Source organism: Hallella multisaccharivorax DSM 17128 (genome assembly GCF_000218235.1).
Classification (GTDB): Bacteria; Bacteroidota; Bacteroidia; order Bacteroidales; family Bacteroidaceae; genus Prevotella; species Prevotella multisaccharivorax.
In genome coordinates, this window is sequence record NZ_GL945017.1 from 3,177,790 (window position 1) to 3,192,269 (window position 14,480).

A 14,480-nucleotide genomic window follows, 5' to 3' on the forward strand; every position below is an offset into this window, starting at 1 on the left:
TATTTTATTGATTAATAAGCGAAGAGAGGGTAATTGTCCATCGTGGCATTTACTTTTTCCCTGACACGACGTATGACTTGTTCGTTCTCAGGGTCAGCCAACACTTCATCGATGAGATCCGCCACGAGATGCATCATGTCTTCCTTGGCTCCACGCGTCGTCATGGCAGCTGTGCCGAGACGGATGCCGGAGGTTTGGAAGGCGGAGCGCTCATCGTAAGGCACCTTGTTCTTGTTGACCGTGATGTCGGCAGCCACCAGGGCGTTCTCTGCCACCTTACCCGTGAGCTCAGGATACTTGGGCCTTAAGTCGAGAAGCATGGAGTGGTTGTCGGTACCGCCGGAGACGATGGCAAAGCCTTTATCGATGAGATCTTGAGCGAGTACGGCAGCGTTGGTCTTCACCTGCTTGGCATAGTCGATCCATGACGGCTGGAGGTTCTCGTTGAATCCTACGGCCTTGGCGGCGATAACGTGCTCGAGCGGACCGCCCTGGTTGCCGGGGAAGACAGCGGAGTTGATGAGTTGGCTCATCTTCTTCAGTTCGCCCTTCTTTGTTCTTACCCCCCAGGGGTTGTCGAAGTCTTGGCCCATGAGGATAACACCGCCACGTGGGCCGCGCAGCGTCTTGTGGGTCGTCGTAGTAACGATATGTGCATATTTCACGGGATTATTAAGCAGCCCTGCGGCGATAAGTCCGGCGGGGTGCGCCATGTCGATCATGAGCAGGGCTCCGACCTTGTCAGCGATCTTGCGCATGCGCTCATAGTCCCATTCACGGCTGTAGGCCGAGCCGCCGCCGATAATAAGTTTCGGCTTGTTCTCCAGGGCCAGGCGCTCCATCTCGTCATAGTCGACACGTCCCGTCTCGCGGTTCAGCGTGTATCCGATATGATGATAGAGTATACCGGAGGTATTGACACTCGAACCGTGTGAGAGGTGTCCGCCTTGGTCGAGATCGAGCCCCATGAATGTGTCGCCGGGCTTGAGTACGGCTAAGAGCACCGCTTGGTTGGCCTGCGCACCCGAGTGAGGCTGTACGTTGGCAAACTCAGCGCCGAAGAGTTTTTTCACACGGTCGATAGCAAGCTGCTCTACTTGGTCTACAACCTGGCAGCCACCGTAATAGCGTTTGCCTGGAAGACCCTCGGCATATTTGTTAGTCAGATAACTGCCCATAGCGGCCATGACTTCGTCGGAGACGAAGTTTTCGCTGGCGATGAGTTCCATTCCCCTGAGCTGACGTTGATGTTCCTGCTCAATGAGGTCGAAAACCTGATTGTCTTTCTGCATTTTCCTAAGATTTAGAGGTTAAAAATGTTGGAAATATATTGGTTAGTTACACCAATGTCACACTGTCAAGCCGCTGCTCTTTGTCGCAATAGTGACATCTGACAAGGCCTTTGACCTTGTCTATCGTGAAATAGGTCTTCATCGGCTCATTGTTGGTGATGCATTTCGGATTGTTACACTTGATGATACCGCGAAGCTCTTCCGGAGTCTCCACTCGCTTTTTCTCCACAACCCCATAGTTGTGGATAGTGTTAAGCACGATGTTAGGAGCCACGACAGAGAGCCGGTTGATCTCCTCATCAGTGAAATATTTATCTGCGATTTTTATGATGCCCTTCCGCCCAAGCTTGCTTGACGGCAGGTTGTAGCCGATGGTGACGGGCGTGCTGATCTCTTCCAAGCGGAGGAGCCTGACGACCTGATAGGTCTTGTCGGCAGGTATATGGTCGATAACGGTGCCGTTCTCAATAGCGGCTACCTGAAGTTCTTTCTTTGCCATTTCTTATCCGATAATAGTTTTGTCTTTCTTGATGTCGTCGAGGGTGATGCCGAGGCAATAGCAGTAGATAGCCTCACGGGCGAAGAGACCGTTTTTAGCCTGCTGGATGTAATAGGCATGCGGGTTGTCGTCCACATCATACGCTATCTCATTGACGCGCGGCAAAGGATGCATGATCTTCATATTAGGCTTCACCTGTCCGAGCATGGCATTGTGGAGGATGTAGATATTCTTCACACGCTCATACTCCATAAGATCAGAGAAACGCTCTTTCTGTACACGGGTCATATAAAGAATATCGGCATCGGCAATCTCTTCCTGCGTGAACTCCGAATGCTCCACATAGCGGATACCATGAGCCAGACAATACTCTTTGTACTCTTCCGGCATGGCCAGCTCCTTTGGTGCAATGAAATGGAAGGTTGGATTGAAGTGGCGCATGGCCATGATGAGGGAGTGGACGGTACGGCCGTACTTGAGGTCGCCGACGAGATAGATGTTGAGATTCTCCAGCGTGCCTTGCGTCTTGTAGATGCTGTAGAGGTCGAGCAAGCACTGCGAGGGGTGCATGTGGGCGCCGTCGCCGGCATTGACGATGGGCACGGGGGCTACCTCGGAGGCATACTGGGCGGCGCCCTCAATGAAGTGGCGCATGACAATGACATCGGCATAGTTGCTCACCATGAGGATGGTGTCCTTCAGTGTCTCGCCTTTTGTTGTGCTCGAGGTCTTGGCATCAGAGAATCCTATGACGCGGGCACCGAGGCGGTTGGCAGCTGTCTGGAACGACAGTTGAGTACGGGTGGATGGCTCAAAGAAGAGCGTGGCGACGACCTTGCCCTTGAGTAGCTCGCGGTTGGGATGACGCTCAAACTCTCCCGCCATTTTCAAGAGATAGAGCAATTGCTCTTTGTCAAGATCAGCAATCGTGACGAAATTGCGTTTTTCCATTACAGTGGGTTGTATATTGTGGAATGTATATCTGCGTTGTTATGAATGTTGCAGCAAAGATACAAAGAAAAACGTAAAGACCCGTGTCTTGCCATCTTATTTTTTTTCAAAATTGTTTCAATAAGGAAGCTCGGAAGCTTTTACGATTTGTCTGAGGAGCGACTGCAACTTAAAAAGCGTGTCAGGATAAGATGTCGCTACATTCTCATCCTCATGGATGTCATTGCCTATTTTGTAGAGTTGCGGAGTCGGCAAGTACCCCGTCTCTATATTCTCCGCTTTCATCAAAGGAACGGGTGTATCACTTGGTTGAATATACTTCCACTCATGCGTCCTCAGGGAAAGTGTATGATCGACAGCCTCCTCCACCACATGGGTCCCTCCTTCGAAAGCACTGTATTTATTGCCTCTCAGGGGTCCTACCGGCCTATGCCCGTTTAGCATCTCTGCGGCCTGGTCCTCATAGCCGTCGTTGACAACAGGTCCGTTATATGACATTAGGGCGATTGTCATTAGGAGCCCCCGCTGCCTTTGAACAGATTAATGCTATGGATGCACAATAAATCTTTTATGCGTAGGATTATTTTTATATTAGGTATTAAAGAAATAGCTGTCGCAAAATTAATCAAACTTTCTATAAATAAATAATAAAAATGAAAGAAAGTACCCCTGCATCATAAAAAATAGCCGGACTGACTAAGATAATTCACAAAACATTTGTATTATTCTATAATGTTTTGTAATTTTGCAAGCTGACAAACTGAAGAGCAAGGTAAATACAGGAGAGAGCGGTTTCCATGTATTACCGGATTATTATAATATAACAGTATCAACAAAAAAGACCTATGATGAAAAGTCATTATCAATTGGGATTACTGGCCATCCTTGCAACCATAGCGGGGGGGGGTAGCGTTTCCGCAGCTTCTTCTGTGGATGCGACCGCCATCACGCAGCAGGATGGACAGTGTACAGGTGTGGTGAAAGACGGCAATGGCGAGCCTGTCATCGGTGCCTCCGTCTTCGTGAAAGGTACACGCAACGGAGCCGTCACCGACCTTGACGGACGCTTCTCCCTCACAGGTGTCAAGCGGGGATCTGCCCTTCACATCAGTTACGTGGGTTACAACGACAGGGATGTCGTGTGGGACGGTTCGGCACTCAACGTCATCCTGACGGACAACGAGCGATCGCTTAATGAGGTTGTCGTCGTTGGTTTCGGCACCCAGAAGAAAGCCAACCTCACCGGAGCCGTAGCCACCATCGATGCCAAGAATCTCGTCTCCCGACCTGTCAACTCAGCTATCGATGCCATGCAGGGCATGATCCCTGGCATGAACTTCTCCATCGGCAGTGGAGGCGGAGCACTCAACTCGAACACGAGGTACAACATCCGCGGTACGGGGACCATTGGTGCGGGCTCGTCCGTGGCGCCGCTTGTGCTCATCGACGGTATGGAGGGTGACCTCAACGCCATCAACCCACAGGATATCGACAACATTTCCGTGCTGAAGGATGCGGCCTCCTCGTCCATCTACGGTTCGCGTGCCGCAGGCGGTGTGATCCTCGTTACCACGAAGAGCGGCAAAGCAGGAAAGACCACGGTGAACTACAACAATAACTTCCGCTTCAACTCGCCGGAGAACATGCCTCACCAGCTCGACTCCTACAACTGGGCACTATATATGAACGCTGCCAGCATCAATGCCGGCTCAGGCACCTGGTTCTCGGACAACAAGCTTGCGGACATTAAGAAAGCACAGAGTGACCCCACGATGCGGACCATGTTTGCCAACGCCCAAGGCCGTTGGGAAATATGGGATGCCAACGACCTACTTCCCATCGCCAACCATGACTGGCTGCGCACCTGCTTTGGCAACGGCTTCTCGCAGGAGCACAACGTCAGCGTCAATGGCGGTACCGACAGGGTGCATTACTACTTCTCCGGCAACTTCCTCAACCGCAGGGGTCTGCTGAAGTACGGCACAGACAAACGCAACCGTTATACCATCACCTCAAAGGTGGATGCACAGATTACTAATTGGGCTAAACTGACATACAACATGCGTTTCGCGCGCACCGACTACAACCAGCCCACGATGCTCGATGACCTCTATTATCATAATATGTGCCGTTACTGGCCTATCATCCCTGTCTATGATCCCAACGGCCATTTCGTCGTGACAGGCTCCAACCCGGGCGACCTCGTCAATGGCGGTGACACACGTGAGCAGACGGATGTGAACTCCCATCAGCTCTCCCTGCAGCTCACACCGCTCAATGGACTTGTCATCAATGCCGAGTTTAACTACAGCATCACCAACTACAATCAGCATGTAGACTGGCAGACCACTTATGGCTATGACGTGAACAATGTGCCTTACGTGTTCAACAATCCAAACAATGCAGTAAAAGAATATGCCCGCAAAACCAACTATTTCAATCCGAATATTTATGCGGACTACAGCTTCACACTCGCCAACGACCATCACTTCAAGGTGATGGCCGGTTACCAAAGCGAGGAGCTGCACCAACGCTGGATCCAAGGACAGCAATCCGGCATCATCGCCAATCTCCCCACACTACATACCACAGCTACAAACCCGTCCGTTGACGGGAAGTATGACGAGTGGGCTACGATGGGCGTCTTCGGGCGCCTGAACTATGACTATCAGGGCAGGTACCTCGTTGAGGGCAACTTGCGCTATGACGGTACGTCCCGCTTCCTCAAGGACAACCGCTGGGTATGGTCACCGTCCTTCTCGCTGGGCTGGAACATCGCCCGGGAGAACTTCTGGAAACCTATTGAGCAATATATCAACCTCCTCAAGTTCCGCTTCTCTTGGGGTAAGCTCGGCAACCAGAACACGGACAGTTGGTATCCGTTCTATTCTACGGTAGGTTACAGCAACCAGGCCGGAACATGGCTCGTAGGCGGCAAGAAACAGAATATCTCCAGTATGCCGGCGCTTGTCTCCTCGACGCTGACTTGGGAAAAGAACCGCACCATCAACTATGGTGTCGACTGGGGCGCTTTCAACAACCGCCTGACCGGCAGCTTCGAGCTCTTCTCACGCAAGACTTACGACATGGTAGGCCCTGCTCCTGAGCTTCCTGCCATCCTCGGTACGGATGCGCCGAAGGTAAACAATCTCGATATGACCTCCCGCGGCTTCGACCTGCAGATAAGCTGGCGCGACCGCATCAAGGACTTCAACTATGGCGTGATACTGACCATGACGGATGGTCGCGTCAAGATCGACAAGTATCCTAATCCCTCCAAGACGCTCAGCATGTACTATAAGGGTGCTTACCTCGGCGATATTTGGGGTTACACCACTGTGGGCATTGCCAAGACCGATGAAGAAATGGCAGAACACTTGAAGAAAGCTGACCAGAGCGCTATAGGCAGCAACTGGGCTGCCGGTGATATCATGTACGCTGACCTTGACGGAGACGGAAAAGTGAATGGAGGCGAAGGCACGGCAGACAAGTCGGGTGACCGTCGCATCATCGGAAACTCAACACCGCGTTACAACTTCGGTCTCAACCTCACGGCAGCCTGGAAAGGTTTCGACCTGAAGGTGTTTTTCCAAGGTACGCTTAAGCGTGACTATGCTCCGGGGGCAAGCGATGCCGTGTTCTGGGGTGCCTGCGGCATCGGCAAATGGCAGGCTACAGGGTTCAAGCAGCATCTCGACTTCTTCCGCAGTGATCCGAATGACCCATTGGGACAGAACCTCGACAGCTACTATCCGCGCGCCAACTGGAACGGCGGCCGTAACAACCAGACCCAGACTAAGTATCTTCAAAACGCAGCCTACTGCCGCCTGAAGAACCTCACCATCGGCTATACCATTCCGCAAAATATCACACGCCGCTTTTATGTGCAGAACCTCCGTGTGTTCTTCTCGGCTGAGAATCTCTTTACCATCACAAGCTTCACCAAGCTCGGTGACCCGGAGATCATCGATGCCAGCGGATGGGGATTCTCGAAGGCCTATCCCTTGACAAGGAACTTCGCTTTCGGTCTTAGTGTAACGCTTTAGTCAATCTTGTTAATCTAAGTAAGAATATTATGAACAACAGTTTCAAATATATAGTGCTTGGCTGTGTGGCTCTGATGGTAGCTTCATGCAACGATTTCCTTGACAGGGAACCAAAGTCGGACATCACTCCGAAGACCTATTTCGCTTCAGAGGCCGACCTTGCAGCCTATACCATCAATCAGTATACATTCAGAAGCATTGATCCGGGAAGCTACGGCATTAGTACTTTCGGCGATGACAATAACACTGACAATCAGGCGTCGATGAGCGCTTCCTCACGCTGGGCACCCGGTACCTGGCAGGTAGGACAGGATGTCGGTGACTGGGGCAGTGCTTGGAACTTCACACGCATCCGCCAGATCAATTATTTCTTTGACCAGGTCATGCCAAAATACAATAGCGGACAGATAGCCGGCAACACGACCAATATCCGTCACTATATCGGCGAGGCATATGTCATTCGCGCCTACGACTACTTCACGGTACTTAAGACCATCGGTGATGCACCTATTGTCACGACAGCCATGCCCGATGACAGACAGATGCTTATCGAGGCATCAAAGCGTGAGCCCAGCAACAAGGTGGCACGTTATATTCTCGCTACTCTTGACACGGCACTGACCTATCTGTCGGATGTAGGGCCGGGCGGTAAGAACCGTGTGACGAAAGACGTCGCTTATCTGCTCCGCTCCCGAGTGGCACTCTACGAGGGAACATGGCTCAAGCACCATAAAGGTACTGCCTTCGTGCCGGGAGGATCCGGATGGCCGGGGAAGGCTGAGGATGTGCAGGGATTCAACATCGACTCAGAAATCAGCTACTTCCTCACCGAGTGCATGAAATCGGCTAAAATCGTGGGTGACAAGCTTATGGGAAATCTCGTGCAGAACACGGACACAAAGGAAGGCTTTGACAAGAATCTCAAGGAACTGAACCCGTACTATGGCATGTTCTGCAATCCTACCATGGACGGCTATAGCGAGGTGCTCATGTGGCGCAGCTATAATCTCGACCAGAACGTCTCCCACAACATTCAGATGCAGCTCATCCGTAACGGTGGCGGATCAGGATGGACACGTGGTCTTGTCAACTCCTTCCTCATGCGCAACGGCCTGCCCATCTATGCTACAGGATCCGGATATAACCCCGACTGGGAGAAAGAAGGCATCAGGGCAATGTTGCAGGACCGTGACTCCCGCATCCAGCAGTTCACGAAGAAAGACGGAGATGTAGACTTCTACACCTATGACGGTGAAGAGTCTCTCTTCGATCCGACCTGGATGGTGCGTGGATCTTCCGACACAAAGATAGTGACAGGCTTTGCTATCAAGAAGGGCAAGTACTACGATCCTGACATGGAGGCTCTCCACCACAAGGGCAACACAGGCAGCGTCGTGTTCCGTGGGACGGAGGCGCTGCTCAACTATATGGAGGCCTGCTATGAGTCAACGGGAAGGATCGATGCCACTGCTGACAAGTACTGGCGTGCGCTGCGTACCCGTGCCAAAGTGGATCCGGACTACAACAAGACCATCGCTGCCACTAATATGGCAGAGGAAGCCAAATGGGACTGGGGCGCTTATTCTCACGGACAGCTTGTTGATGCTACGCTCTATAACATCCGCCGCGAACGCCGTGATGAGTTCATCGGTGAGGGTATGCGCTGGGATGACCTGCGCCGCTGGCGGGCCTGCGATCAGGTCAATGGCTATCAAATCGAAGGCCTTCGATTCTGGGGCTCCATTTATGAAAATACCATGGTAAACGATAAGGGCGAAAGCTATCTCAAGGTAGATGTCGACGGTGGTAAGGGTAACATGTCGAGCAAGGAGATCAGCGGCGACTATATCCGTCCTTACCAGATCAGCCGGAAAAACAACAACGTGTTCGACGGCTACCACTTCACTCCCGCCCATTACCTCTCGCCGATCCCGCAGGCGGTATTCCGCCAGACGGCAAGCGGTGACCAGACTGACCTTAGCACCTCTGTGGTCTATCAGAATCCAGGATGGCCAATGGTGGCTGGAAAAGGGCCTACGGACGTGAAGTAATTTGATTATTCCTGTTTCTATAAATCAGGGCGGTATTTGTATATACCGCCCTCCTTTAATGTGTTGAAACCGAAAATCCCGAATATAACCCCATATAACAACTCAGTCTTTTTAGGCATGACAAATTCCGAATGACTATTTCTTAGTCATTTTCAGGCGCATATGCAAAGTTCTGTGGAAGGGCTGGCTACCCAAAAATCGCGTAGGGCTCAATACGAGCATATTTATGGCTCCTAAATATGGCCGGCAGTCAACAAACTTCACCCTTCGCTTCCGTACGGCTATTGTCAACGATGACATCGATACGGCTATGGAGGCCTTGCAGGATTCCCGTATGACATCCATCACAATAAGGAATCTTATTTCCAGGCCATTATCTACACGGTCCTCATTACGCTCAATTTCACAATCCCATATACATAAGACTCAGTAAACATAAAGCGTAGATCGCCGACTTGCTTTGAAGCAGGTCGGGGATCATTTTCTTTATTCTGGGTATGAATGAACAGTGTTTGAATGAGGAATATATGCTCACGGGTCTATTGTCTTACTCCAAGTCGTCAACATAGCGTTTATATTTTGTATATGTATGAAGACTGATTATCAGTAAGTTACTGTTTGATCTCTTTATATATTCATTGATATGCTGTTTTTTGAAGAATAATGTTTTTTAACTTTGCCGTCGAGATTTATGATTGCATCGAATGCATATCTATTATTAATATAAACATTTATGAAACAACTCAAAACCATTTGCTTGTCTCTTGCCATGCTGGGCAGTTCCACGCTTTTGTGGGCTCAAAACGGTAATCTGAAAGGTATAGTCGTTGATGACCAAGGAGAACCGATTATTGGAGCATCCATTGTCCAGAAAGGTTCTGTGCAGGGAGTAGTGTCTGACCTTGATGGTAACTTTAGCGTCACGGCTCAGCCCGGTACAACGCTCGTCATCTCCTATGTTGGATTCCTGCCGCAGGAAGTCAAGGCTAAACCAGGGATGCGTATCACGCTTCATGAGGACACAAAGACACTGAACGATGTCGTCGTTATCGGTTATGGTACTCAGAAGAAGAGTGTTGTCACAGCTAGTATTGCTTCTATCGGGGCTGACCAGCTGAAGGAAACTGCACCGGTCCGTGTTGACAATGCGCTGAAGGGTCTTGTCTCTGGTGTGCAAGTGACCATTGCTTCCGGTCAGCCTGGTGCCGGTAGCAAGATTCGCGTGCGTGGTACAGGAAGCTATAACAATTCCGACCCTTTGTATATCGTTGACGGTATGCCGGTCAGTGGCATCGACTACCTCAACCCCAGTGATATTCAGAGTATTGAGGTTCTGAAGGATGCAGCCTCTGGTGCCGTCTATGGTACGCGAGCCGCCAACGGCGTAGTGCTGGTTACTACGAAGACTGGTCAAAAAGGCAAGGCGCGTGTGACCTATGATTTTTCCTATGGTTGGCAGAATCCTTGGCGCGAGCGCAAGATGCTTGATGCCCAGCAGTATGCTACGCTTATGCAGGAAGCAGCTGATTATGTGGGGACAAGATTGCCGGCTGGCTTGATACCAGACAACGTCGCTTCTTTGGGTAAAGGAACCGACTGGCTTCATGAGACATTCGATCACAATGCACCCATTGTACAGCACCAGGTAAGTGTCAGTGGTGCTTCCGACAGAGTCAACTATTATCTCTCTTTGGGATATGTCAATCAGGAAGGTATCGTGGGAGGCAACTTCAACCGTTCCAACTATGAACGTACGACCTTGAGGTCAAACACCACCTATACCCTTTGGGATGAGGGGAAACAGCGTAACTGGCTGAGTGATGCCAAATTGGGCGTCAATGCACAGTATAGCCGTATCCTTTCTCATTCGTTGAACACACAGAATCTGACAGGTGGCTCACCGTTGAGCAGCGCTATGTTCCTGCCTCCGACGATGACGGTCTATCCTGTTGATGAGTCTGCTTTGCTCGAGCAATATAAGAATGAGAACGAGAAATACGGGCTCATACGTGACAAAAGCGGACGGTTGTATAACATCCCGTCTGATGCCCTCAACGAGATCAACAATCCTTTAGCATTCATGTCCCTTCCCGGAACACGTTACAACACCGATAAGCTTGTCGGCAACTTCTTCTTCGACATGAACATCTGGGACCATCTTTGGTTCAAGTCGACTTTCGGTGTAGACCTGGCCTGGTGGGGCAGTGACGGATGGAATGAGACGTATTATCTCAACAAAAATATGAAGAATGACATCACGAGTGCCTATGCAGGAATGGACAGAAGCCGTACCTGGCAGCTTGAAAATACGCTGACCTATGACCGCACCTTCGGTGAACACACTATCAATGTCGTCCTCGGACAGTCGGCTCTTTGTTCAAGTGGCCGTTCCCTCAGTGGAGAAGGCAGAGGCTTGGTGGCACAGGATCCGTCGCATGCTGCTGGTAATATCGACTTCATCACAGGCAATGAGTGGAGTGTGGACAGAAATGTCACAGGCAGCAATTATGCTCACCACAAGTTGGCTTCCTATTTCGGCCGTCTCTCCTACAACTATGCTGAGCGCTACATACTTCAGTTGACCGTACGTCGTGATGGCTCGTCACGCTTCGGACCGTCGCATAAATGGGCTACGTTCCCTTCTGCCTCTTTAGGTTGGAATATCACAAATGAGAAGTGGATGGAACATCGCCCTGACTGGCTTGCTAATGCCAAACTGCGTCTCTCCTGGGGTAAGAACGGTAACGAGAATATCGGAGACTTCCTTTATACGACCAATGTCTCGATGGGTAACAACTATGGTTTCGGCTCAGGAGGTAAAGAGGTTGTGACACCGGGCAGTAAACCCTCCGGTACGGCAAATGCTGATCTCAAATGGGAGGAGAGCGAGCAGTATGATGCCGGTCTTGACCTGAGCTTCTTCGGCAGTGCTCTCACGTTTACTGTCGACTGGTTCAAGAAAAAGACTAACGGCATGATTAAGCAGATGAGTGTGCCGAGCTACTTGGGTGAAAGCAAACCTTACGGCAATGTGGGCGACATGCAGAACACGGGCATGGAGTTTGAACTCGGATATAAGTTCCATTCCGGTGACTGGAATTTCTCGCTGAGCGGAAACGCCTCTTATGTGAAGAATAAACTTATCAAATATGGTAATGCCAGTGGCTATGAGACCTTTGATAATGTTCATCAGGTAGGCAATGTCAGTCGTGGTTCCGAGGGTGAGGTCTATCCTTACTTCTATGGTTATAAGACAGCTGGCATCTTCCAGAATGAGGCAGAGGTTAAAGCCTGGGTCAACGATAAGGGAGAAATGCTACAGCCTAATGCAAAGCCAGGCGATGTGCGTTTTGTGGATTATGACCACAATGGCGTGATCAATGCCGATGACCGTACTAAGATTGGTAAAGGTACACCCGACTGGACTTACGGCATTAACTTCACAGCCAACTGGTGTGATATAGACTTCAGCATGCTGTGGACGGGCGTGACAGGTAACCAGATCTTTGAGGCTACGCGACGCCTCGACTGTCCTTACGTCAATCTCCCTGAGGAGTTCATGAGCCGTTGGCACGGAGAGGGTACCTCCAACAGGATGCCTCGCTTTACTTTCACCAATGATAACGACAACTGGAGAGCAAGCGACTTATGGATCCACAGCGGTACCTATCTGCGCCTGAAGAACATCCAGTTAGGTTATACGTTGCCGGAGCAGCTGACACGCAGGTTCTTTATCTCTCGCTTACGTCTCTTTGTGGCAGCGGAGAATCTCTTGACCATCACTCCTTATGATGGTTTTGAACCGGAGATATCTGCTGACACATCAAATGGCATCGATCGAGGTTACTATCCACAGGCGCGTACCATCACAGTAGGTCTTAATGTAGCATTTTAATAAGGGAGTTTTAATGTATCATTTTAATAGTATGATATTGAAGATGAAAACAAAAATATTCTTTTCTGCTTGTATGGCTCTGGGCGCATTGAGCCTGAGCTCCTGTGGTGACAGCTTTCTGGAGTCGCAGCCTGCATCCAGCGTCCCGACAGACGGCTATTATAACACAGCGGCCCATATAGAAGAGGCTGCAACGGCAGCTTACGCCCCGGCTACCTGGTATGACTACTTTGCGGGCTGGGCGCCGCTCTTCCTGGTCACTGACGTCCAGGGCGATGATCTTTATCCTGGAGGAGGCAGTGTTGCCGACCAGGCAGAGATACACCTCGCCTCGCAGTATAAGCAGAGTCCTACCATGACCTTCTCGGGAGCATGGTCAGCGAGCTATTCGGGTGTGAACCGTGCCAACCATCTCATAGAGGATGCTACGAATGCTACCTCTCTTGATGAGGCCACGCGACAGCAATTCATCGATGAAGGCGTCACGATCCGTTCTTTCTATTATCTTATCCTATGGAAGTTCTGGGGCAATGTGCCTTATTATGCCGACAACCTCAAGTATCCTTACATATCCAAACAGTTTAAGGCGGATGAAGTCTATGAGGTTGTAGTAAAAGACCTCGAGGGTGTATTGGACCATAACAGCTTACCTATGCGTGAGACGAATGCACGTGCCGGTCATGCTACAAGGGCTTTTGCTGAGATGATGTATGCTGATTTCGTAATGTATCAGAATGATAAGAACCGGTATCAGAAAGCACTCGATTATATGGAGGATATCATTAATAGCGGAAAGTATCATTTGATGTCCAACTTCGGCTCTATCTTTGAGGCGAAGAACGAATGGTGCGACGAGTCAATCTTTGAGATAAACTATTATAACGAAGGCTCTAAACGTGACTGGGGCTCAGCCAATGCACCAGGTGGTACGGTAGTGCCATCTCTCATCGGTGTTGATGGTCTCAATTATCACGGAGGCACCCAGGAGTTCGCCACCGGTGGCTGGGGCTTCTGCGATGTTTCCAAGGAAGTCTATGATACTTATGAGCCTAATGACCAACGGCGTGATGGCGGGATACTTTGTATGGACAAATACATTGCAGACGAGGCAAAGAAAGGCATCACGGTGACTTATAATGGTCGTTATCAGAACACAGGTCTCTTCCTGAAAAAATATCTCGGCCGACCGGGTGAGAATGCCAACTCACAGGCTTCCGACTTGGGATGGAATAAGAACATGCGTGTCTACAGGTATGCGGAGACACTGCTCAATGCCAGCGAGCTGGCTCTGCGGCTTGGCGACCAGGCTAAGGCGGATAAGTACCTCAACGAGGTGAGAGACCGTGCCGGTGTGGAGCATGTCACGGCTACGCTCGACAACCTCCTGAAGGAGCGCCGCTTAGAGTTTGTCGGTGAAGGCAAGCGCTATCATGACCTGATCCGCTTCGGAAAGGCCGAAGAGGTGTTGAAGGCTGGTGGTGGGAAATGTCTCAATGCACAGAAGACGGGTTACACGGTGACGGCTATCCCGCAGCGTGGCGACTGGACGCTAAACAAAAAGTATCTTCCTATTCCACAAGATGAGATTGATGCTTGCACTGGATCGGAATATCCGTTGGAGCAGAATCCATACTAATTCTCTATAACTGCTTATGTCTAAAGGTTGCATCTATTGAGGATGCAACCTTTTCTCTTTATATAATCAGTCGTATTTTGTCGAACGATGGCCAGTTGTCCGTCACGTGT

8 protein-coding genes are annotated in these 14,480 nt (G+C 50.4%); 4 read left to right on the forward strand and 4 right to left on the reverse strand.

The window, feature by feature from the left end; genetic code table 11:
* Positions 1-11: 11 nt before the first annotated feature.
* The 4 genes from glyA to PREMU_RS13425 form a co-directional block, all read right to left on the reverse strand.
* Positions 12-1,292: a serine hydroxymethyltransferase gene (gene glyA / locus PREMU_RS13410; RefSeq protein ID WP_007576120.1), complete on the reverse strand. Its 1,281-nt coding sequence runs from the start codon at positions 1,290-1,292 to the stop codon at positions 12-14.
* 46 nt (positions 1,293-1,338) lie between these two features.
* Complete coding sequence (pyrI, locus tag PREMU_RS13415) at positions 1,339-1,791, reverse strand: aspartate carbamoyltransferase regulatory subunit (RefSeq protein ID WP_007576121.1); 453 nt, start codon at positions 1,789-1,791, stop codon at positions 1,339-1,341.
* Positions 1,792-1,794: 3 nt separating this feature from the next.
* Positions 1,795-2,742, reverse strand: a complete 948-nt coding sequence (gene pyrB / locus PREMU_RS13420) for an aspartate carbamoyltransferase (RefSeq protein WP_007576122.1) — start codon at positions 2,740-2,742, stop codon at positions 1,795-1,797.
* Between the two features lie 117 nt (positions 2,743-2,859).
* Positions 2,860-3,240, reverse strand: a complete 381-nt coding sequence (locus PREMU_RS13425; protein ID WP_223918654.1) for a sulfatase family protein — start codon at positions 3,238-3,240, stop codon at positions 2,860-2,862.
* A gap of 347 nt (positions 3,241-3,587) precedes the next feature.
* Here PREMU_RS13425 and PREMU_RS13430 point away from each other — a divergent pair, with 347 nt between their 5' ends.
* From PREMU_RS13430 to PREMU_RS13445, 4 genes are all read left to right on the forward strand, one after another.
* Positions 3,588-6,788, forward strand: coding sequence for a SusC/RagA family TonB-linked outer membrane protein (locus tag PREMU_RS13430; protein WP_007576123.1), 3,201 nt, complete (start codon positions 3,588-3,590; stop codon positions 6,786-6,788).
* A gap of 29 nt (positions 6,789-6,817) precedes the next feature.
* Entirely contained in the window at positions 6,818-8,839 is a 2,022-nt protein-coding gene (locus tag PREMU_RS13435) for a RagB/SusD family nutrient uptake outer membrane protein (RefSeq protein ID WP_007576124.1), read from the forward strand.
* Positions 8,840-9,572: 733 nt separating this feature from the next.
* Positions 9,573-12,734 carry a SusC/RagA family TonB-linked outer membrane protein gene (locus PREMU_RS13440; protein WP_007576125.1) on the forward strand — a complete coding sequence of 1,054 codons (3,162 nt, stop codon included), beginning with the start codon at positions 9,573-9,575 and terminating at the stop codon, positions 12,732-12,734.
* Positions 12,735-12,777: 43 nt separating this feature from the next.
* Positions 12,778-14,370, forward strand: a complete 1,593-nt coding sequence (locus PREMU_RS13445) for a RagB/SusD family nutrient uptake outer membrane protein (RefSeq protein WP_156804030.1) — start codon at positions 12,778-12,780, stop codon at positions 14,368-14,370.
* Positions 14,371-14,480: the final 110 nt, after the last annotated feature.

What these genes read in the sequence shown, in the direction of transcription:
- glyA (WP_007576120.1), bottom strand. Translation starts at nt 1,292, where the DNA reads ATGCAGAAAGACAATCAGGTTTTCGACCTCATTGAGCAGGAACATCAA.
- pyrI (WP_007576121.1), bottom strand. Translation starts at nt 1,791, where the DNA reads ATGGCAAAGAAAGAACTTCAGGTAGCCGCTATTGAGAACGGCACCGTT.
- pyrB (WP_007576122.1), bottom strand. Translation starts at nt 2,742, where the DNA reads ATGGAAAAACGCAATTTCGTCACGATTGCTGATCTTGACAAAGAGCAA.
- PREMU_RS13425 (WP_223918654.1), bottom strand. Translation starts at nt 3,240, where the DNA reads ATGTCATATAACGGACCTGTTGTCAACGACGGCTATGAGGACCAGGCC.
- PREMU_RS13430 (WP_007576123.1), top strand. Translation starts at nt 3,588, where the DNA reads ATGATGAAAAGTCATTATCAATTGGGATTACTGGCCATCCTTGCAACC.
- PREMU_RS13435 (WP_007576124.1), top strand. Translation starts at nt 6,818, where the DNA reads ATGAACAACAGTTTCAAATATATAGTGCTTGGCTGTGTGGCTCTGATG.
- PREMU_RS13440 (WP_007576125.1), top strand. Translation starts at nt 9,573, where the DNA reads ATGAAACAACTCAAAACCATTTGCTTGTCTCTTGCCATGCTGGGCAGT.
- PREMU_RS13445 (WP_156804030.1), top strand. Translation starts at nt 12,778, where the DNA reads ATGAAAACAAAAATATTCTTTTCTGCTTGTATGGCTCTGGGCGCATTG.